This is a genomic window from Hymenobacter mellowenesis, assembly GCF_030581005.1.
GTDB classification, from domain to species: Bacteria; Bacteroidota; Bacteroidia; order Cytophagales; family Hymenobacteraceae; genus Hymenobacter; species Hymenobacter mellowenesis.
On record NZ_JAUQSX010000002.1, the window covers coordinates 353,297 to 371,887 of the forward strand.

The 18,591-nt window shown below is 61.5% G+C and carries 18 protein-coding genes; 7 read left to right on the top strand and 11 right to left on the bottom strand.

The window, feature by feature from the left end; genetic code table 11:
- Positions 1-174 precede the first annotated feature (174 nt).
- Positions 175-534, bottom strand: a complete 360-nt coding sequence (locus Q5H92_RS05495; protein ID WP_305010492.1) for an Imm51 family immunity protein — start codon at positions 532-534, stop codon at positions 175-177.
- A 15-nt stretch (positions 535-549) separates the two neighbouring features.
- A complete protein-coding gene (locus Q5H92_RS05500; RefSeq protein ID WP_305010493.1) occupies positions 550-1,149 on the bottom strand; it encodes a hypothetical protein in 600 nt (199 codons plus the stop codon).
- Here Q5H92_RS05500 and Q5H92_RS05505 point away from each other — a divergent pair.
- The 3 genes from Q5H92_RS05505 (at position 1,148) to Q5H92_RS05515 (ending at position 6,216) form a co-directional block, all read left to right on the top strand.
- Positions 1,148-1,630 (top strand): hypothetical protein, encoded by a 483-nt coding sequence (locus Q5H92_RS05505; protein WP_305010494.1) that lies wholly within the window; start codon positions 1,148-1,150, stop codon positions 1,628-1,630. The two genes, Q5H92_RS05500 and Q5H92_RS05505, sit on opposite strands and share 2 nt — an antisense overlap.
- Positions 1,631-1,707: 77 nt before the next feature.
- Positions 1,708-2,292, top strand: coding sequence for a hypothetical protein (locus tag Q5H92_RS05510; protein WP_305010495.1), 585 nt, complete (start codon positions 1,708-1,710; stop codon positions 2,290-2,292).
- A 222-nt stretch (positions 2,293-2,514) separates the two neighbouring features.
- On the top strand, positions 2,515-6,216 hold the full coding sequence (locus Q5H92_RS05515) for an AAA domain-containing protein (protein WP_305010496.1): 3,702 nt from the start codon (positions 2,515-2,517) through the stop codon (positions 6,214-6,216).
- Positions 6,217-6,367: 151 nt separating this feature from the next.
- On the opposite strand, the gene Q5H92_RS05520 is transcribed toward Q5H92_RS05515, so the two are convergent.
- The 4 genes from Q5H92_RS05520 to Q5H92_RS05535 form a co-directional block, all read right to left on the bottom strand.
- Entirely contained in the window at positions 6,368-6,871 is a 504-nt protein-coding gene (locus Q5H92_RS05520) for an FKBP-type peptidyl-prolyl cis-trans isomerase (RefSeq protein ID WP_305010497.1), read from the bottom strand.
- Positions 6,872-7,062: 191 nt separating this feature from the next.
- The gene (locus Q5H92_RS05525) at positions 7,063-7,980 is read right to left on the bottom strand and encodes an FKBP-type peptidyl-prolyl cis-trans isomerase (RefSeq protein WP_305010498.1); all 918 of its coding nucleotides are present in this window, start codon (positions 7,978-7,980) and stop codon (positions 7,063-7,065) included.
- A gap of 73 nt (positions 7,981-8,053) precedes the next feature.
- Positions 8,054-8,464 (bottom strand): ribosomal maturation YjgA family protein, encoded by a 411-nt coding sequence (locus tag Q5H92_RS05530; RefSeq protein WP_305010499.1) that lies wholly within the window; start codon positions 8,462-8,464, stop codon positions 8,054-8,056.
- 12 nt (positions 8,465-8,476) lie between these two features.
- Positions 8,477-9,301 carry an oxygenase MpaB family protein gene (locus tag Q5H92_RS05535; protein ID WP_305010500.1) on the bottom strand — a complete coding sequence of 275 codons (825 nt, stop codon included), beginning with the start codon at positions 9,299-9,301 and terminating at the stop codon, positions 8,477-8,479.
- Positions 9,302-9,400: 99 nt separating this feature from the next.
- On the opposite strand from Q5H92_RS05535, the gene Q5H92_RS05540 reads away from it, so the two are divergent.
- On the top strand, positions 9,401-9,952 hold the full coding sequence (locus Q5H92_RS05540) for a prolyl hydroxylase family protein (RefSeq protein WP_305010501.1): 552 nt from the start codon (positions 9,401-9,403) through the stop codon (positions 9,950-9,952).
- A gap of 46 nt (positions 9,953-9,998) precedes the next feature.
- On the opposite strand, the gene Q5H92_RS05545 is transcribed toward Q5H92_RS05540, so the two are convergent.
- Both Q5H92_RS05545 and Q5H92_RS05550 read right to left on the bottom strand, forming a co-directional pair.
- Positions 9,999-10,394 (bottom strand): hypothetical protein, encoded by a 396-nt coding sequence (locus Q5H92_RS05545; protein ID WP_305010502.1) that lies wholly within the window; start codon positions 10,392-10,394, stop codon positions 9,999-10,001.
- 129 nt (positions 10,395-10,523) lie between these two features.
- Positions 10,524-12,827: an efflux RND transporter permease subunit gene (locus Q5H92_RS05550; RefSeq protein WP_305010503.1), complete on the bottom strand. Its 2,304-nt coding sequence runs from the start codon at positions 12,825-12,827 to the stop codon at positions 10,524-10,526.
- 184 nt (positions 12,828-13,011) lie between these two features.
- Between Q5H92_RS05550 and Q5H92_RS05555 the strand changes: the two genes are divergently transcribed.
- Entirely contained in the window at positions 13,012-13,227 is a 216-nt protein-coding gene (locus Q5H92_RS05555) for a hypothetical protein (protein WP_305010504.1), read from the top strand.
- Between the two features lie 215 nt (positions 13,228-13,442).
- On the opposite strand, the gene Q5H92_RS05560 is transcribed toward Q5H92_RS05555, so the two are convergent.
- The 3 genes from Q5H92_RS05560 to Q5H92_RS05570 all read right to left on the bottom strand — a co-directional run bounded on the left by Q5H92_RS05560 (position 13,443) and on the right by Q5H92_RS05570 (position 16,875).
- Positions 13,443-13,820: a heavy-metal-associated domain-containing protein gene (locus tag Q5H92_RS05560; protein ID WP_305010505.1), complete on the bottom strand. Its 378-nt coding sequence runs from the start codon at positions 13,818-13,820 to the stop codon at positions 13,443-13,445.
- A 125-nt stretch (positions 13,821-13,945) separates the two neighbouring features.
- The gene (locus Q5H92_RS05565) at positions 13,946-16,336 is read right to left on the bottom strand and encodes a TonB-dependent receptor (protein WP_305010506.1); all 2,391 of its coding nucleotides are present in this window, start codon (positions 16,334-16,336) and stop codon (positions 13,946-13,948) included.
- A 98-nt stretch (positions 16,337-16,434) separates the two neighbouring features.
- Positions 16,435-16,875, bottom strand: a complete 441-nt coding sequence (locus Q5H92_RS05570) for an HYC_CC_PP family protein (RefSeq protein ID WP_305010507.1) — start codon at positions 16,873-16,875, stop codon at positions 16,435-16,437.
- 318 nt (positions 16,876-17,193) lie between these two features.
- Between Q5H92_RS05570 and mraZ the strand changes: the two genes are divergently transcribed.
- Positions 17,194-17,667 (top strand): division/cell wall cluster transcriptional repressor MraZ, encoded by a 474-nt coding sequence (gene mraZ / locus Q5H92_RS05575; protein ID WP_305010508.1) that lies wholly within the window; start codon positions 17,194-17,196, stop codon positions 17,665-17,667.
- Positions 17,664-18,587: a 16S rRNA (cytosine(1402)-N(4))-methyltransferase RsmH gene (gene rsmH, locus Q5H92_RS05580; protein ID WP_305010509.1), complete on the top strand. Its 924-nt coding sequence runs from the start codon at positions 17,664-17,666 to the stop codon at positions 18,585-18,587. The genes mraZ and rsmH overlap by 4 nt, the downstream gene beginning before the upstream one ends.
- Positions 18,588-18,591: the final 4 nt, after the last annotated feature.

Consider the following 18,591-nt stretch of genomic DNA (forward strand, 5'->3'; position numbering starts at 1 on the left):
GTAGCAGGGAATCCTGGGGTTTCGAGGCCGGCTATTTGAGGCGGTCAAACCCTCAGGCTGAGCGCCGCCGAAGCTGCTCTACCGCATAAGTGGCAGATTGATTTGCCATTGCGGCAGAGCAGCTTCGGCGGCGCTCAGCCTGAAGGTCAATGCCTCGTGTAATGCCCCAACTGCTCACGCAAAAAAGTCACCCGGGTCGGCCTGCCCCAGATACTTGCGCAGCAGTTCCAACGAACCGAAATACGGCCGCACGCAGGCCAGAAACTGCTCGGCAATCGCCGGGCTAGCGGCGTAGGCCACAAAGGCGCCGCTGCTTTCCGTAAATTCTACTTCTTCAAGCAGGGCAGGGCAATGTTCTTCCACAATCGTCTCCAGATGCTCGACCCAGGAGGCCGCCGTGCCCCCAAAGCCAAAGTGCTGAAACAAGCGGTAGTAGTCCTCCAGCCCGCCCACATCGGCAAAAACCAGTACCTCGTACTCGGGCGAAATGGGCGGCGGGGCGGGGACTGTTTGGAAGGGAAAAGTATCTGACATGACCCGAAAGTACGGTCACCGGCGCCGGCGTAGCGCCACCACCAGGCCCACGCACAGCACCGCCAGCCCGGCAATCAGGGCGTCGCGCACGAAATGGCCTTGCTTGGCTTCGGTCACCTCAGCTTCCAGGTCGCGCATTTTGGCCAACTGCTGCTTTTCGCGCTGACGCAGGTTGCTGGCTTCGTTTTCGACCTCTGACAGGCGCTGCGACGTCAGGTTGCGGTCGTCGCGGCTGGTGCTTTGCAGCTGGGTGGTGGTGGCGGCCAGGCGCACGGAGGTGGTGGTGGCTTTCTGGGCTGTTTCGTTGAGCACGTTCACGATTTGCTGGTCCTTGTCCACAATGCCCTGCAGGGCGTCCACCACTTCCTGCAGGTCTTTCTTCGAGGGCTTGTTGCCGAACAGGCTGTGCCGCTGGGCGCTGGCGTCGCGGTAGCGGTCGGTGAGGGTCTTGCGCTCGGCCAGCAGGCGGGGCAGGGGCGAGTCGGGGGTGACGGCGGGCGCCTGGGCCGCCGCCGGCCGCCCGAGCCCGGCCGTAGCCAATAGGAGCAGCTGAAACAGTGGGATTCGGAAGTTGCGTTGCACTTTTGCAGACCAGGGAAAGAGAAGGATTCGCATGAAGAAGAAAGAGGTAATGAAGAAAGCGGCCGCCTTGCTAGGCGGCGCGCTGGCCGTGTGGAGCTGTGAAACCACCCGCCTGAAAACGCCGCCCACCTACGGCGGCGCCGTTTCCGAAGGGTTGCACGAGAAGGGCGCAAGCGGCGTGCTGCCCTTCCTGATTCAGGAAACCAGCGACGACGAGTCGTACGGCTTTACGGAAAACAACCCCGTGCGGGTAGGCGGTGGCCGCGAAGCCGGCGTGCGCAACGAGCAGCGCTACCTCAATGCCCTGCGGGGCCCCGGTGGCCAAGCCATTGAATACCAGTTGCAGGGCAGCTGCTGCGCGTTCAAAATCCCGGCTGGCGGCATCGACAACGAAGGCCAGCTCGACATCTACACCGTGACGTGGCGCGGCCGCAAAGAGCCGCTGAAACTCTACCTGAACATGTACGAAGAAGCCGACCTGAAAGCGCCTAAAGGCCTGGCCCCGGCCCGCTAGCCCTAATCCCGGCCGTAGCCGGCTGCGTATGCCCGTGGGGTGGGGCCGGGCAAACACCCCCGGGCCCGCCGCGCGGTATGAAAAAGCTACTGTCGTTTTTGTCGTTGCTGGTTTCCGGTTGCGGGCCTTGCGAGCAGGTTCTTCTCACGCCCGACGAACGGGCCTGGTTTCCGGCGCACCCGGCGGGCAAGCAAATTGCCTTTCGCAGCAACCGCGGCCACACCAACACCATGACGCTGATTGAGCAGCGCGAGTGGTTCAACAACACCGACTGCAACAAGCTGGAGGCAGGGAATTACCAGCCCATTCACGTGCAGTATGGCCTGACGTCGGCCACGGAATACGACCCGAAGTTGCCCCATTTCAGCATCAGCGCCGACAAAATAAGGCCCAATGTGCCCGCCCGGCTCCAGTTCAGCATTTCCGGCCTGGAGTACCCCCTGCCCGCCGGCCAGAAAATTGGCCCCACCGACGTGCTGGTGCCGGAACCCTGCACTCTGAGCACCGGCAAAACCTACCCGGCGGCCTACGTTTTCCGCGACGGCCAGAACGCCAAAAACTACGGCACCGGCCGCATGAAATCCTTTCACTGGGACAAACAGGCCGGCCTGGTTCGTTACGAACTGGCCGACGGCGAAGTGTTTGAGCGAGTAGGGGAGTAGAGAATCGGTAGTCTGAGATAACAATCAGGGAACGTCATGCAGCGCGCAGCGAAGCATCTTTACCTCTGAAGTAACCTTTCTATTGAATTACTTCTGCGGGTCTATTGAATTACTTCTGCGGGCAAGATGCTTCGCTGCGCGCTGCATGACGTTCTAAAGTCGTTTTGACGATAAAATCCCTCTCCCGGCGGTACTTTTAACCTTGTTCTACCGCTGAAACCTATGCCCGCCCGCTACTTTCCACGCCTCGCCGCGCTGGCCACCGATGCTACGGCCGCCCCCGCCGACCAGCTCCCGCGCCTGCGCAAGCTGCTCGAAACCGTGCTGCGCGACGAGTATAAGCGCCGGGGCGTAGCCTTCGCCAACCTCAGCCAGGCCATTGGTTTCGTGGCCTACGAGCATGAGCTCACTGGCCGCCTGCGCCACCAATTGCAAGCCCTGCGCCTGAGCGCCAACCTGGTGCTGCACGAAAGCTACCCTGGCACCGTGGCCGAAGTAGTATCCGGCTTCGGCGCCGTGGTGGAACTGATTGAGAAGCTGACCACCGTGCTCTACGACGGCCCGGCCCTGCAGTTGCCACCCGATGCCGGCCTCGAAGACAACGAGCAGGCCGCCTTTGAAGCCGCGCTGGCTGTGGCCCCGCTGCCGCCCGCCACTCCCCTGGAAGCCTGGCGCGTGCACGTGCTGGCCACCAACCTGGCCACCGGCGAGCTGACCGTAGAATTGGACCAGCCCGCCGATGGCCGCCCCGCCGGCCCCTTCGAGTTGCTCCTGCCCGAAGCCTACGCCAGCCTGCTGCCCACGGCCGCCGTGCTGCACCCCACGCTGCACCTCATCGGCCCAGTGCTGCTGCCCGATGGACGGGTGAAGCCGCGCCGTGTGGTACTGGAGCCCGATTACCTCATCAACGTCACCACCATTGCCGAGTGCGCCCAGAAGGACGGCACCATTCCCGAATGGGCCCTTATCAATGCCTTTTTGCCCGACGAAACCTCGCGACCGCTGGTGTTCGGCAACCTGGTGAACATGCTGCTGGACGAGGAAGTGAGCCACGCCGCTCGCTACGAGGAGCTGAAAACCAAAACCGAAGTAGCCAATATGCAAGAACGCATGTCGGCACTGGCCACACTGTTGGATAAAGGTCGCCCCGGCCAGGGCTTCGCCAAAAACACCTTTGCCACCAGCACGTCGTTCGACTCGCCCTCTCCATCGGAGAGGGGGCCGGGGGGGGAGGCTCCGGTAGGGGGCATCGACAGCCGCTCCGAATTCGACCTGGAGCACTTCCTCCACAAGCGCCTGTTCCGCCTCCAGCCATTGGCGCTGAGCACCTTGCCGGAGTTCCAGACCCGCAACGGCGTGCCGGAGCTGTTCAACGACCTGCGCCGCCACCACCGCACCCTGCGCGACACCCAGCTGCGCGGCTTCGTGGCCGACAGCCGCACCGGTTACCAGCAGCAGCGCCTGCGCGTGGCCGACTGCTTCCTCGAACCCACCTTCCTCTCGGCCACCTACGGCCTGCAGGGCCGCCTCGACCTGCTGCACGAAAGCCCCACCGGCTACGACCTCATCGAGCTCAAAAGCTCGAAATCGGTACCCGGCGGCCCGCCCTGGACCAACCACACGGCCCAGGCCCAGCTCTACCGCCTGCTGCTCGAATCGGTGTTTGGGGCCGATGGCGAAACCGCCGGCCGGGGCCGCACCAGCATTCTGTATTCCAATGCCACCGACGGGCAGTCGGCCGTGCGCCGCGTCGACCAGGACCAGAACCTCATCGACCGCCTGCTCAATGCCCGCAACCAGCTGGTGGGCGTGGAGCTGCAGCTGGCCCGCGCCACCGGCCCGCGCCAGACGCGCCAGCTGCTCGCGCCCGTTATCCAGCCCAATCTGGCCGGCCTGCCCAGCTTTGGACGCGACAAAGCCCAGCACGTAGCCAACGCCTGGGCTGCCGCCGACTCCGTGGAGCGTGCCTACTGCCTTGAGCTGATTCGGTTCTCAGCCCGCGAAATGCGTCTGACCCTGCTTGGCGACGAGGCCCGCCCCGGCGACGCCGGCGGCCAGGCCGGCCTTTGGCTGCTACCCCAGGCTCGCAAACACCAGAATTTCAGCCTGCTTGATGAGCTGGAATTAATCGAAGACCAAAGCAATGCCGACGACGACGTCCGCGACGGCCTGGGCCCGCACTTGGTATTCCAGCGCCAGGCCGGGGGCCGGGAGGTCAATTTCCGGGCCGGCGATACCTTGATATTATACCCGCGCAGAAAAGCCAGCGCAACCGCCGATGTAGGAGCGGATTCAAACAACGAAACCCCAATTCTCCAAGCCCCCAAGCCCTTAAGTCCACTCGATAGCCAGGTCGTGAAAGTCGTCCTCGCCGAAGACCTGGGCACCGATGGCCGCGTGGTGCTGTCCATCCGCAACCGTCGGCTGGCGCCGCGCTACCTGCACGGCCACTCGCACTGGGCCCTGGAGCCCGATACCTACGATACCTTTCGCCGCGAGTGGGCCAGTATTTCGGCCTTCCTGAGTTTGGCGCCGGAGCGCCGCCAGCGCTTGCTGGCCCGCACCGGCCCGCGCCTGCCCGAGCCCGAGTTCTGGACGCCCGCCTCAGAGCCTGCTACCACGGCGCCCGACGTGGTGGCCCGCGCCTTGGCCGCGCCCGATTGGTTTGTGCTCTGCGGCCCGCCCGGCACCGGCAAAACCCGCGCCGTGCTGCGCGAGCTGGCCGAACGCCTGTATAAGCAGGACAAGCACACGCTGCTGGCCGCTTACACCAACCGCGCCGTGGACGAAATCTGCGAGCAACTGGTGGACGCCGGGCTGCCCTTTATTCGGGTGGGCTCGCGGCTGGGCACGGCGCCCCACTACCGGCCCTATTTGCTGGATAACATGCTGCGCGACTGCCTCACGCGCCAGGCCGTGCGCGACCGGCTCAAGAACTGCCCCTTCTACGTGGGCACCGTGGCCAGCCTGCTGGGCAAGCCCGAACTGTTCACCCTCAAGCAGTTCGACCTGGCCGTGGTGGACGAAGCCAGCCAGGTGCTGGAAGCGCCCATGCTGAGCCTGCTCTCGAAAGTCAACAAGTTCATCCTCATTGGCGACCACCGCCAGCTGCCGGCCGTGGTGACGCAGGAGCCCGAAGCCAGCGCCGTGGCCGAAGAAGTAGCCGAGCTACTGCAGCAGGAGCTGGGCCTGAGCAACATGCGCAACTCCTACTTCGAGCGCCTGTTCAAGCGGGCCGAAGCGCACTGGCCCCACGCCCACGGCACCCTCGCCGACCACTACCGTATGCACACCGAGCTGGTAGCCCTGGTGAACGACGACTTTTACAACGGCCTGCTGCGCTGCCCCCTGCCCTGGCAGCACGAGCCGCTGAACCGCACCGCCTGGCCCGCCGCCACCGATGCCCTGACCGGTCAAATGAGCCAACGGCGCCTGGTGTTCGTGCCCACGCACCGCCAGCCCGAGGATTTGTCGATGAAAGAATCGGCCCAGGAGGCCGACCTGGCGGCCCGCGCTGCCGCCTACGTGTTGCAAGGCTACGGCCCCAATTTCAACCCCGACACCACGCTGGGCATCATCGCCAGCTACCGCAACCAGGCCGCCCTCATCCGCGCGCGGCTGGCAGCGTTGGCGGAGGAACTGGCCCTGCCCGCCCTCGCGCAGGTCAGCGTCGATACCGTAGAGCGCTACCAGGGCTCGCAGCGCGACGTCATCATCGTGAGCTTCTGCTGCCACCACGAGCACCAGCTGGAGCTGATGGTGTCGCCCAACGAGGACGGCACCGTCGACCGCAAGCTCAACGTGGCCCTCACGCGGGCCCGCCAGCAGCTGGTGCTGCTCGGCAACGAAGCTATTTTGCAGCGCGCGCCGCACCATGCCGCTATGCTGGCGCGCGTAGCCGGGAACGGGCAGGAGGCTGTTTGAGGGGGAAGTCGAGAAAAAGGCCGTCATGCTGAGCGGAGCCGAAACATCTCTGCCGCAGTAGTAATCCAATCAAAAGGATTTACCAATGCGGTAGAAATGTTTCGGCTCCGCTCAGCATGACGGCCTTTATCTGTGCGGTGGCTTTACTAGATTACTTAATATCTACCAGCTCCACCTCGAACCGCAGCACGGTGTTGGGCGGAATGGAACCTGCACTGCGGGCGCCATAGGCCAGGCCGGAAGGAATCAGCAGCACGCTTTTTTCGCCTTTGCGCATGAGGGCAATGCCTTCGTCCCAGCCCTTGATGACTTCGTTGTTGCCCAGCAAAAAGTTGAAGGGCGTGTACTGGTTCTTGGTGGCATCGAAGACTTTACCATCGAGAAAAGTGCCGGTGTAGAGCACCGAAACCGTTTTGCCGGCCACCGCGCGTTGGCCCGCGGGCACAGTTGTTACGGGCACATAGTACAGGCCCGAGCTCTGGCGCTGGGCATTGGTGATTTTGTTATCAGCGATGTATTTTTTGATAATATCCTCGTCGATGGGGGCATAATCGGTGGTTTCGTCTTTCTGGCAAGCCGTGGTGACCAGGGTGGCAAAGCCGAGCAGCACCAGGAATACGAACTGAAGAATGCTGGTTGGAAATGGGGATTTCATGCGTTTTTTGAGTGAATTAACTGAGTAAAAATAGCCGTTGCCCGCTACACGGACATGAAATGGTCCCGATAGGTGCCCCGCGACAGGTATTCTGCAACGGTTGAATCGGTCATGCAGCGAAAAAGCCGGGCCCCGACGCTTGTGTCGGGGCCCGGCTTTTCAGGTAGTAGCGGTGTGGAAACAGTCAGCGCTTAGCGCACATCCACCAATTCCACTTCGAAGCGTAGCACGGTGTTCGGCTCGATGCGGGTGCCGGAGCCCTGGGGCCCGTAGGCCAGGGCCGACGGAATCAGTAGCTCGGCCCGGTCGCCCTTGTGCATCAGGCCAATGCCTTCTTCAAAACCGGCAATCAATTGCTTGTTGCCAAATCGGAACGTAAGGGGCGTGGTGGGCGTGGAGGCATCAAACACGGTGCCCGCGGCATCGAGCAGGCGGCCGGTATACTGCACTACCACCGTGGAGCCGGTGGTGGGCCGCACGGCATTGGCATTGGTGGTGATGGGCAGAAAGTACAGGCCCGAAGCTTGTTTCTGGGCCGTGGTGATGTTGCGTGCCAAAAGGTAATCTGTGATGAGGTTGTCGTCGATGACCGCAAAGTCGAGCACTTCCACCTCGAAGCGCACCACCGAATTGGCCGGAATCGCTCCGCTCACCGTGTTGGAGCCGTAGGCCAGCGCGGAAGGTAACAGCAGCTCCGCTTTGTCGCCGATGTGCATCAGGGAAATGCCCTCCTCGAAACCGGGAATGAGGTTGCCGGCGCCCACCATGAAGGTGATGGGCTTGTTGTTGTGCAGCGAAGTAGCATCGAACACCGTGCCGGCCGCGTCGAGCAGGTGGCCGGTATAGAGCACCGACACCGTGGTGCCCAGCGTGATTTTCTTGGCGTTCGCGTTGGTCCGAACCGGCAGGAAATAGAGGCCGGAAGCCTGTCTTTGGGCAGTGACGATGTTTTTGCTGGTCAGGTAATCTTTAATCTGACTTTCGTCTCTGGCGCTGAAGTCCTCAAATTCGGGCCCGTCCTTCTTACAGGAAGTGGCCACTAGGCTGGCCGAGCCAACCAATAGCAGGAAAAGGAACCGAAGCAGGCCGGGGGCTAAATTAATTTTCATCGCGGTTTTTTGGTAAAAATAAGCTTCAGCCCGCAATCCTACCGGCAAAACATTAGTTCCCGCCCGCCAGGGCCTAAGCTGCAGAACCGCCAATTCCGTTTGGGGCCAGGGACCGGGGCCCGCGCATCTGCTCCACCAGCAAAACCAGCGCCACCCCGCCGGTGTAAGCCAGCAGGTCGCTCCACTCAAAATGATTGCCCAGCAGCACCGTTGCCACCCGGATGTGCTGCCAGCCCAGCCAGCTTAAAAAGTGGAAATACTGTAGAAATTCAATCAGATAGGAGATGAGCAGCACCCCTGCCGCCGCGCGCATGGGCGCTACGGCCAAGCCGCTGCAAACGAGGCAGTAGAGGAATACGGGCGCCAGGAAATCACCCACATAGGGCCGGATGATTTTATCGTGCAGGTAAAGCGCAATGACAACTTCGAGCGCCAGTAAGCCACTGGCCAGCAAGAAGTACCGTTTCTCAAACCGGAGCCGCATCACCAGCCCGGCTTAGTGGGAGTAACCCATGGGGCAGCGCATGAGCGAAGGCTGCGCCGCCACGGCGGGTTTTCCGGCCGGCACGGCATCTAGGGCGTGGATGCGGGCCTGGTATTGGGCCGGGAGCATGGCGTTTTTAGCCCACTGGCTGGCGGGCCATTGCTTGGTGCGGCGGTAGAAAGCCACGGCCGGTTGTATCAGCGCGCCGGGGGGCAACGCGAGCAACTTACGTACGCCAGGCGGCACCACTAGGCCCTGCACGGCCCGCAGCAGTTGGTAGCGCGGGCCACCGAGGTGCTTGCGGTACTGCACGTATAAATCGGCTGAATAGACACTTACAGCCAGGTTTTCGGCCAGATGCTGCTGCCGAGCTGGCTGCCAAGCGGCGTAGGTGGTGGGCAGGCCGGGAATGCCCATGCGCTGGCCCACCCGCGTGAACACGGCCATGATTTCGGCGCACTCCGTTTCCGTGAGGGGCCGTTCCAGCACTTCAAAAGCCCGAATAGAATACCCAATGAGCATGAACAGCACGTCGCGGTAGGCCCAATCGGGAATGGCCCGGCCACGCTTGGCCTCCACCGCGCCGTGGATGGCGGCGATGGTGTCGATGGCTTTCTCGGCCCCGGCGCGGTCAGCAAACACGATGCGGCGGGCGTAGTCGACGGTCGAGAACAGGCGGTCGAGCGGGGCGGCGGGCAGGCGGCCGGTGAAGTAAAGCCAGTCCACGGCCTTATTGAGGGCAAACTCGGCCGCCGCCCCGGCAAAGATGAACAGCACGGTATCGGCCGAGCCCCAGATGCGGCGGACGATGGAATCGGGAGCGACGAAATAGCTCATGATTGTAAAAAGAACTTTGAATTGCAAAGCTAATGCATGAATTGTTAAGTTGGTCCACTTGAGTTGGAAGCGACTGACCGCTACTAGCTATTTTGCCGCATGAAATTTACCCAGATAACAGATTCCATTTTTACGGTCGAGGACTTTCTCACCCGGCAGGAATGCCTGGAAAACCTTGTGCTCAGCGAAAAAATTGGGTACGAGCTGGCAAAAGTGAATACATCCGGCGGGGCCAAAGTGCGCACGGACATTCGCAACAACAACCGGGCGTTTTACAAGAGCGAGGAACTGGCCCAGACGCTGTGGGAAAAGCTCCAACCCTTCGTGCCTCAGCAGCTGGGCCACAGCCGCCCCATCGGCCTCAACGAATTGTTCCGATTCTACCGCTACCAGCGTGGGCACCAGTTCAAAGGCCATTTCGATGAAAGCTACATCCGCAACGAGCTCGAGGCCAGTTACTTCACCTTCATGGTGTATCTGAACGACAACTTCCAGGGCGGCGACACCGCATTTCGCGGGCTGCGCATCCGGCCGCGGCAGGGCATGGCGCTCATCTTCCTGCACAGCCTTTTCCACGAAGGCAGTGAGGTGACGCAGGGGGTGAAATACGTGCTGCGCTCGGATGTGATGTATCGGACAGAAGGCATTTGAATCAAAATGCCACTAGTGGATGAATAGTGAGGTGTTGGTTGTTTAATTAATTCGCATACTCCCAAGTTTCTACATAGAAGCGGGGATACCACTCAGAGCCGTTGGTCGTGTCGATGCCAATAATTTTACCAGTCAGAATAGAAGGGTCCGTAAAAAAGAGTGAATTTGAATCGAGTAAATCGTGCGGGAAATTGCCGACTAATGTTAGCGCATCGTTTGTCAGTGTATCTCCCAAGCTTTTTTTAAGGCTTTCAGGTACAGGTATCATTGGCTTGAAAAGCGCCTCGCCACAATAAGTGCATTCATCGTGTTGCACCACCACTGTATAGGCCCGTTCTGCCCGGTGCTTATGATATAGTTGCTGGTCTTGAAGCGAATTGTGGTACTCATGGCATCCCGACAATAGCAAACCCACGAGTGCGTACGCATTAATTCGATTCATATAAGTTACCCGCCAACTGATGCAACTATACAACGCAGGTACCCATCCCATACGCCTCTTCGTATGACGAAAGCAGATAGCGCTAACTGGGAGACGTTACACTGTTCGTGAATTCAAATTGCTATTTCCTTATGGCTGTGGCAGCGCCATTTCTTCGGCAATAACGGACTTGGGTTTGTGTTTATAAAAAAATAGTATCAACAGCGGCAACAGCGTCAATTCAGCTACCACGCCGAAGAGCAGCGTGAGGCCGATGAGCAGGCCCACGTAAAACGTGCCGTCGAAGGACGAGAACAGCAGCGTGGAGAAGCCGCCGACTAAAATGAGCGAGGTGACGATGACGGCTTTGCCGGCCAGCAGGTAGGTGTGCCGCACGGCTTTGAAGAGGTTGGGCTCGTGGGTTAGCGTGAGGCGTAATTTGCTGATGAAGTGAATGGTGTCGTCGACGGCGATGCCGAAGGCGATGGTGAAGATGATGCTGGTGCTCACCTTCATGCTCACGCCGGCCAGGCCCATCACCCCGGCCACGATGAGGATGGGCATGAGGTTGGGAATGAGCACCACCACCGTCATGCGCAACGACCGGAACAAGGCCAGCACGATGAGCGTGACCATGACAATGTCGATGCTCATGCCGGTTATCATGTTCAGCGTGAGGTTCTCGTTGTTCTTGTCAATCAGGTTGCTGGAGCCGGTGAGGCGGGTGCGCAGCACGGTCGAGTCGATGCCCGTGCGCAGGTAGTGGCGCAGGCCGTCGTTCAGCGCGTCGGCCCGGATGCTGCCCACGTCGGCCATGCGGCCGGTGAGGCGGCCGGCCGTGCCGTCGGGGGTAGCCAGGGCGCGGAATTCGGGCTTTTTGCGGAAGAGCCTGAGCTTGCCGCGCAGCCGGGCCAGCTCCGTAGAGTCGGCGGGAAGGCGGTACTCGGCCAGGCCGCCGCCGTTGAGGGCCTTGCGCACCGATTTCACCAGCGTGACGGGCGAGGCGGCGAAGCGCAGGCCATACGTATGCTGCAGGTAGCCCTCTATTTGCTCGGTCTGGCGTAGCACGGCCAGGTCGTAGATGTCGCGGCCGGCCGCCGGTTTCAGCTCCAGCTCGAAGGGCCGGACGCCGGCAAACTTCTGCTCGAAAAAGGCGAAATCGAGCCGCACGGGGTCGTTTTTGGAAAGGTCGTCGAGCAGGGCGGAGTTGATGCGGACTCGCGTGGCCAAGCCGATGGAGGCGGCAATGACCAGCCCGCTCACCGCGAAAATCAGCCGCCGCCGCACCAGCACCGTGCGGAACAAGCGGCCCAGCACGCCATCCCAGCTGTGGCCCTGCTGGCGCGGCACCCGCAGCTGGGGCTTCCGCAGCAGCAAGAGCAGCGCCGGCAGCAGCGTGAAGCTGAGCACGAAAGCCAGCAGCACGGCAATGCCGGTGAACAGCCCGAAGTTGTAGATGGGCCGGATAGTGCTGGTCATCAGTGTGAAAAAGCCTAAGCTGGTGGTCAGCGCCGACAACCCTGAGCCAAACCCCGATTCCTTGAGCGTGACCCACAGCGCGTCGCGCTTGCTGGCGCCGTAGCCCAGCTCGCTCACGTAGCGTGTGATGATGTGGACGGTGTCGGAGGTGCCCACCACGAACATCATCACCGGCAGCAGGGCCGTCATCAAATCGATGCTGATTCCGCTGGCGCCCATCACGCCCAGCCCCCACACAATGGCCCCCAGCACCACCACCAGCGGCAGCACCACGCCCCACCACGTCCGAAATGTGAACCACAACAGGCCCGTGACCAGCAGCACCGACAAACTCATGAATACGGCCAGCTCCCATTGCAGCCTATCCACGAACACCGACTGGGCCACGGCGCGGCCGGCAAAATGGTAGTCTTTCTCTGGAAAGTTGAGCCGCGCCAGACCGCCGCGTAAGGTGGCCAGCAGCGAGTCGCCGGGCGGTTTTTTGAGGTCGGGCGTGGTTTGGATAACCAGCGTTACGGCCCGCGCATCGGGGCTGAATACGTTGCCCACGAGTCCGGGCGTGTGGTATATCAGCGTCGAATCCTGCCCGCGGCGCGCGGGCTCGTCGGGGTGCAGGTAGGGGAGGTTGAAGAAGCCCAGGCCCTCCACCACGGGGTTGGCAATGGTGGTGGGGGAGGTGACGGCCACCACGTGCCGCTCGCGCCGGGCCAGCCGGGTGAGTGAGTCAACGCGCGCCAGGAAGCCGGGCGCAAACACCGTTTGGCCAGCCGGCGCTTCCAAGCCCAACAGCAGGTAGTCGTTGTCGTTGCCGAAGCGCCGGGTGTAGCCCTGGTAGTAGTCCAAGTCGGGGTCGCCGGCGGGGTAGAAGTCGTTGAAATTGTAATTGAAGCGCAGCTGAGCCACAAAATAGCCGCTCACGGCCGTGAGCAGGCCCAGCACGAGCAGGGTGAGGTGAGCGTATCGGCGGAGGGACATCGGCGGGCCGCCCGGCACCGCACCGGCCGAAGCCCGCGCCGGGCAGGCAGCAGTTGGTGAGCGGAATAGGGAACGGAAGCTACTTATACGCGGGCCGAAAAACTTACGCTTCCGGTCCGTATCTTAGAGCCTGAAAACCCCCGGTTTTCCGGTTTTGTTTCCCCTCATTCCCCCATCTTTCCCCATGAAAAAGTCCCTGCTCGCTCTCGCTCTGTTCGCCGTTGCCGGCACCACCGCTTTCGCCCACGACGGCCACGACAAAGACGGCAAAAAAGGCAAGAAAGAATCCTGCTCCATGAAAGGCGGCATGGCCGGCGGTTCGTCGTGCTGCATGAAAAAGGAAGGCAAAACGGCGGCCGTGAAGCCTGCCGCCAAGCCAGCCACTGCCGTTAAGCTGTAGTTTAGTGCGGCTCCGGCCGCTGCTTTGCCTTACGGCCAGCGCAACAAAAAGCCCCGCCGGGAAATCCGGGCGGGGCTTTTTGTTGCGCTGGCTAGCTAAAATCTGTCATCCTGAGCGCAGCGAAGTGAACGATTTATGAAGACGTGATAAGGCCCTTCGCTGCGCTCAGGATGACAGATTTTAGCTAGCCATGCCTAGGACATCCAATTCAGTCCCTAGTGGACGGCGTTGGTTTTCTTGCAGCAGTCGGGCAGGCGGTTGTAGGCGCGGGTATCGGCGGTGAGGTCGTCGGCGTCGTAGCCGGTTTTTTGCACGGCCGTGCGCAGGGCGGCGGGCGTGGTTTTGTCGGTCTTATAAGTAACGGTCACGATTTGCGTGGGAACGTCGAGCACGGCACTTTGCACGCCTTTCTCATAAGCCAAGCTTTTTTCAATGCGCGCTTTGCACATATCGCACACGGCCGAGGTTTTGAATTTGGCGGTGGCCGTGCCTTTCGGCGACGTCTGAGCGGCGGCCGGCGTGGGCGTCTGGGCAGTGGCCGAGATGCTGAGCAGCGACAGGAACGAAAGCGAAAGCGGGAGGAGGAATTTCATCGTTGAAAAGTGAAGGCGGATGACGGCAGCCTAACAAAATTGCTGCCGGAAAAATTTGGAATAAGTGTAAGTGGTGCGGGCTTTAATCCGCAGTGTTGCGGAAGCCAGTAAGGCCACGCGCTACTTTATTCGATGCGGAAGCGCAGGCCCGCGTAGGTAAGGCGGCCATATACGGGGCCCCATACCATAGCTGCGTCGAACGTCGGACCAAACGGGTTGGCGGCGCCCTCAATCGGATTAGGTTGGCGGTAATTGGTCAGGTTTTCCACGCCGGCATACAAATCGAAGCGCTTGAAGCCGCGGGTGAGTTGGGCGTTGAGCAAGGCGTAGCGGGGCGTGGTTTCGGGGCGGTACTCCTGCGTCGCGCCGTGGGCATGCGCCGCCGTGATGTGCGCCACCGGCCGCTGCCCAAACCATTGCACCGTAAAATCGCCGCGCCACTTATCGAAGGCGCTGGCGTAGCCCAGGTTTAGGAAGGCGCGGTGGGCGGGCGTGAGGGGCTTGGGCAACAGCACGTTGTCGTAGGTGGTCCGCACGTCGAGGTACTTGTAGGCGCCCTTCACCTGCAGGCCTTTCAGCGGTTCCAGCTGCAGTTCGGCTTGCAGGCTGCGGGCGAAGGACCGGCCGCCGGGCTGCAGGTTGTCGATGGCAATGAGGCTGGGCGAGGTGTACATATCGGCTACCACCTGGTTCTGGAATTCGGTGTGGTAATAGTCGAGGATGAACGTGGCCGGGCGGCCCAGCGCCGTGAAGTACTGCGTAGCGCTGCCGCCCAGGTTCCAGGCTTTTTCGGGTTGCAGGTTGGGGGCAATGACAAACTCGCGGGCGCTGGCCAGCATGGCCGCGTTGTCGGCAATGGGGTTGGCCACCCGGAAGCCGCGGCCGGCAGCGGCGCGCAGCACGGTGTTCTTCAGCACGTCGTACTTTAGGTTCAGGCGCGGCGTCACCTGCCAGCCGTAGAGGTTGTGGCGGTCGGCGCGCAGGCCGGCCACCACGGTCAGGTTGCGGCTGTTCTGGTAGGTATACTCGGCGAAGGCGCCGGGCACCAGCTCGCGCCGGGTGCGGTGCTCGCGGGCTTCCACGTCGGCCGGCGTTTCGATGAGGTAGGTGCGTCCCGCGGTCAGGCGTTCATCATAGTTGTCGTACAAAAAGCTTAGGCCGGTTCGGTACACGTGCGCCGTATTACCCAGAGCGCTTTGGAAAAGCAGCGTGGCCTGGCCGGTGCGCTGGTTACCGTCGTAGCTGCGCGACGAAGGGTTGGACACGAAGTAAAACGGCAGGCTCGGGTCGTGGTCCGTGTGCAGGGTCTGGTAGCCGTAGGAATACCGCGAGGTGAAGTCGTGGTCAGTCCCGGTGAGCAACAAGCCTAAGCTCTGGAACGGGCGCGACGGCCAGGTGTACGACGTCTTGGCGTAGCCGGTGTAACGGGTGGTGGCCTGCGTGGTGCCGTAGCTCTGCGTGAAGGCCTCGGCGCCGGTATCGCGGAAATCGAGCTGGCCGCCCTGCCGGGTTTCGCGCAGCGCGCCCAGGCCCACCTCGCTCACCAGGCCTTTGCCCGAGATGTATTTCCACTTATTGAACGCATTGAACTGCGTGGCCAGCGGCAAATCCAGGAAGCCGTCCTTATTCCAGTCCACCCGGTTGCCGAGGTGGTCGGTGTGCAGCAGCAGCACCGTGCTCCACTTGGCGTTGAGGCGGGCCGACGTATTGAGGTTGACGTCGAATTTGCCGAGTTCGTTGGCGTAGGCGTTGAAGAGCAACTGGTCGGTTTTCTCCGGCTCCTTCAGCTTCACGTTCACCTGGCCCGAGATGGCCTCGTAGCCATTCACCACCGAGCCCGTGCCCTTGATGATTTCAATGTTCTCAATCCACGGGCCGGCTAGGTAGCCCAGGCGGTAGGGAGCGGCCAACCCGCGCAGGGCCGGCTGGTTGTCCACAGTAAGTAGCGAGTAGCTGCCGTCGAGCCCCAGCAGCTGAATCTGCTTAGCACCCGATACGGCGTCCGACGTCGTGACTTCCACCGAGGCATTGGTTTCGAAGCTTTCGGCCAGGTTGCAGCAGGCCGATTTCGTGAGGTCGCGGCTCGAAATCATCTGCACGTTGGCCGGCGTCAGCGACGAATAGGAGGGAGCCCGGTCGGTCACCATCACCTCGCCGAGCTCCTGGCCGGGGCGCAGTGCCGCCCGCAGGTACGGGGCGCCGGTGGTGGGCACGGCCAACGTATCGGGGCGGTAGCCCAGGGCCTGCACCACCAGACGCGAGGCCGCCCGCGCTGGGCGGGGCAGGGTGAAGCGTCCGGCTGCATCCGAAGCGGTGGTTATCACCGGCGCATTCGCGTCGGCGTCATCAAAGAGCCAGCGCAGCACCGCGCCGGGCAGGGGAGTGCCCTTGCCGGCCTCCGTCACTTCGCCCCGCACCGGCGCAATGGCCTGAGCCCGGGCTTTGGGCGCCGACAAGCCAGCGGCCACCAGCGTAACAAGCGCAATCGGCGGGAATACCCCGCGAATAGATTTCATAATGTCTGTAAGTTAAGGCGTTCTGAGATAATTGCGGCGCTAAACCGCAATGCTGCCCTCTGCGCAACCGCGCAGCCAAGGGCATTTTCAGAAACCCTCTAGACGACCAGCGTACAGACAAACGCCAGCAAGCCGCGCCCACCCCGTGGCGGGGGCGAGGAATCGGCCGCGAACCAAAGGGGCGCGTTGGCGAGAGGGAGGGAGGTAAAAGCCGGTTTCGGCCAAGACGGCGTAGACGGCAGCAACGCCAGCATGGGCCCCAGCACCAGCACCTTCACCGCCAGCTCATGCGACGGGGTCGAGAGCTTGTGTAACTGCTTGCTGAAATCGCAGCAGTTGTCTTTGGCCACGGGCGTGGCTGGCGTCATCTCATCAGTGCAGCCGCGCAAATCGGCCCGCCCAGCCACCGAAAGCGCCACCGTGATGCGGCCACTCATGCGGCAAGTCAGGCGTTGCACCGTGAAGCCCACCGACGTGGTGAGCACCAGCACGGCCAGCAATAGGCTGACGAAGCGACGGAATACAGAATGGCAGGGCATGACTACCACAAAGGTAAGCCAGGATGCCCTGCCGGAAGGTGCGAAAAACGGGTGGCAGCGGTGCAAAATCTGGCCAATGCCCTTGCATTGAGTACGTCCTCAAGGTCATTGTCCAACACCTGACACAATGGCAAGCCAGCAATGGCCTGCTTATTCCGGCAGCATTAAATAAGTGGGCAATCAATTCAAAAAGTGCTTCAGCAGGCACTAGAACCGCATTTTCGTTTTGTGGTAGGAAATGGTAAATTGTGGTTGGATTTCGAACCCAGTCCTGTACATTTGCATATATCGCCTCCCTTTTCCCGGCGACTGATGCCCATGAATCTGTTGTCCGGCGAATACGAATGCAAGCTCGACCCCAAGGGGCGGCTTGTGTTGCCGGCCAAAGTGAAGGGCAACCTGCCCGAGCAGTCCGGCAACCAGCTCATCCTCGTGCGCGGCTTTGAGCCCTGCCTGGTGCTGTACCCGCGGGCCGCCTGGCAGGTCATCCACGAAAAGGTGATGGCGCTCGATGAATTCAACGAAGAGTACCGGCAGTTTCAGCGCAACTTTTTCCGGGGCATGACCGAGGTAGAGCTGGACTCTATCAATCGGTTTATGCTGCCCCGCAGCATGTTGCGCTACGCGGGCATTGAGAAGGAAGCCATTATCGTGGGCCTGGGCAACCGGTGCGAAATCTGGGACCCCGCCCGCTACGACGAGTACCTGATTAAAGACCAGCAAAGCTTTAGTAAGTTGGCCCAGAAGTTTTTGTCGGTTGATACACCCGCGACTAGCGGCCCCGCAGCATGAGCGACTACGCCAACGATACCGCCTACCACCGCCCCGTGATGCTCGCCCAGTGCTTGGCCGGGCTCGACCTGCGCCCCGACGGCCGCTACGTCGACGTAACTTTCGGTGGGGGAGGGCACTCGGCCCGCATTCTAGAAAACCTCACCACCGGCCACCTCTACAGCTTCGACCAAGATGCCGACGCAGAAGCCGAAGCAGAAAAGTTAATTCGACCACAATTTACATTTGTTAAGGCTAATTTCCGTGATTTAACTGCTGAATTGCAAGCGCTTGACGCATTGCCCGTCGATGGCCTGCTAGCCGACTTGGGCGTGAGCTCACACCAGTTCGACACGCCGGAACGGGGCTTTTCAACCCGCTTCGACGGGCCCCTGGATATGCGCATGGACCCCGACGGGCCCCTCACCGCCGCCGACGTGCTGAACGATTACAAAGAGGCCGACCTGCACCGCATCTTCGGCATGTATGGCGAAGTGACCAACGCCCGCACCCTGGCCCAGGCCGTGGTGGTGGGCCGGCGCGGGCGGCGTCTCGAAACCATTAGCGAACTGAAACAGGCCATTCAGCCCTGCACGCCGCGCGGCAAGGAGAACAAATACCTGGCCCAGGTTTTTCAGGCCCTGCGCATCGAGGTAAACCAGGAAATGCAGGCCTTGCAGGAGATGCTGCTGCAAACGGCCGAGGTGCTGCGGCCGGGCGGGCGGCTGGTGGTGATGAGCTACCATTCGCTGGAAGACCGGCTGGTGAAGAATTTCATCGGCAAGGGCAAGTTTTTTGGGACCGTCGAAAAAGACTTCTTTGGCAATGAGAGCAAGCCCTTTGAGGCCCTCAACCGCAAGCCTGAGGAGGCCGATGCCGCCGAAATCGCGCTGAATAGCCGGGCCCGAAGTGCTAAATTGCGGGTTGCAATCAAAAATTAAGAGG

What these genes read in the sequence shown, in the direction of transcription:
- Q5H92_RS05495 (WP_305010492.1), bottom strand. Translation starts at nt 534, where the DNA reads ATGTCAGATACTTTTCCCTTCCAAACAGTCCCCGCCCCGCCGCCCATT.
- Q5H92_RS05505 (WP_305010494.1), top strand. Translation starts at nt 1,148, where the DNA reads ATGAAGAAGAAAGAGGTAATGAAGAAAGCGGCCGCCTTGCTAGGCGGC.
- Q5H92_RS05500 (WP_305010493.1), bottom strand. Translation starts at nt 1,149, where the DNA reads ATGCGAATCCTTCTCTTTCCCTGGTCTGCAAAAGTGCAACGCAACTTC.
- Q5H92_RS05510 (WP_305010495.1), top strand. Translation starts at nt 1,708, where the DNA reads ATGAAAAAGCTACTGTCGTTTTTGTCGTTGCTGGTTTCCGGTTGCGGG.
- Q5H92_RS05515 (WP_305010496.1), top strand. Translation starts at nt 2,515, where the DNA reads ATGCCCGCCCGCTACTTTCCACGCCTCGCCGCGCTGGCCACCGATGCT.
- Q5H92_RS05520 (WP_305010497.1), bottom strand. Translation starts at nt 6,871, where the DNA reads ATGAAATCCCCATTTCCAACCAGCATTCTTCAGTTCGTATTCCTGGTG.
- Q5H92_RS05525 (WP_305010498.1), bottom strand. Translation starts at nt 7,980, where the DNA reads ATGAAAATTAATTTAGCCCCCGGCCTGCTTCGGTTCCTTTTCCTGCTA.
- Q5H92_RS05530 (WP_305010499.1), bottom strand. Translation starts at nt 8,464, where the DNA reads ATGCGGCTCCGGTTTGAGAAACGGTACTTCTTGCTGGCCAGTGGCTTA.
- Q5H92_RS05535 (WP_305010500.1), bottom strand. Translation starts at nt 9,301, where the DNA reads ATGAGCTATTTCGTCGCTCCCGATTCCATCGTCCGCCGCATCTGGGGC.
- Q5H92_RS05540 (WP_305010501.1), top strand. Translation starts at nt 9,401, where the DNA reads ATGAAATTTACCCAGATAACAGATTCCATTTTTACGGTCGAGGACTTT.
- Q5H92_RS05545 (WP_305010502.1), bottom strand. Translation starts at nt 10,394, where the DNA reads ATGAATCGAATTAATGCGTACGCACTCGTGGGTTTGCTATTGTCGGGA.
- Q5H92_RS05550 (WP_305010503.1), bottom strand. Translation starts at nt 12,827, where the DNA reads ATGTCCCTCCGCCGATACGCTCACCTCACCCTGCTCGTGCTGGGCCTG.
- Q5H92_RS05555 (WP_305010504.1), top strand. Translation starts at nt 13,012, where the DNA reads ATGAAAAAGTCCCTGCTCGCTCTCGCTCTGTTCGCCGTTGCCGGCACC.
- Q5H92_RS05560 (WP_305010505.1), bottom strand. Translation starts at nt 13,820, where the DNA reads ATGAAATTCCTCCTCCCGCTTTCGCTTTCGTTCCTGTCGCTGCTCAGC.
- Q5H92_RS05565 (WP_305010506.1), bottom strand. Translation starts at nt 16,336, where the DNA reads ATGAAATCTATTCGCGGGGTATTCCCGCCGATTGCGCTTGTTACGCTG.
- Q5H92_RS05570 (WP_305010507.1), bottom strand. Translation starts at nt 16,875, where the DNA reads ATGCCCTGCCATTCTGTATTCCGTCGCTTCGTCAGCCTATTGCTGGCC.
- mraZ (WP_305010508.1), top strand. Translation starts at nt 17,194, where the DNA reads ATGAATCTGTTGTCCGGCGAATACGAATGCAAGCTCGACCCCAAGGGG.
- rsmH (WP_305010509.1), top strand. Translation starts at nt 17,664, where the DNA reads ATGAGCGACTACGCCAACGATACCGCCTACCACCGCCCCGTGATGCTC.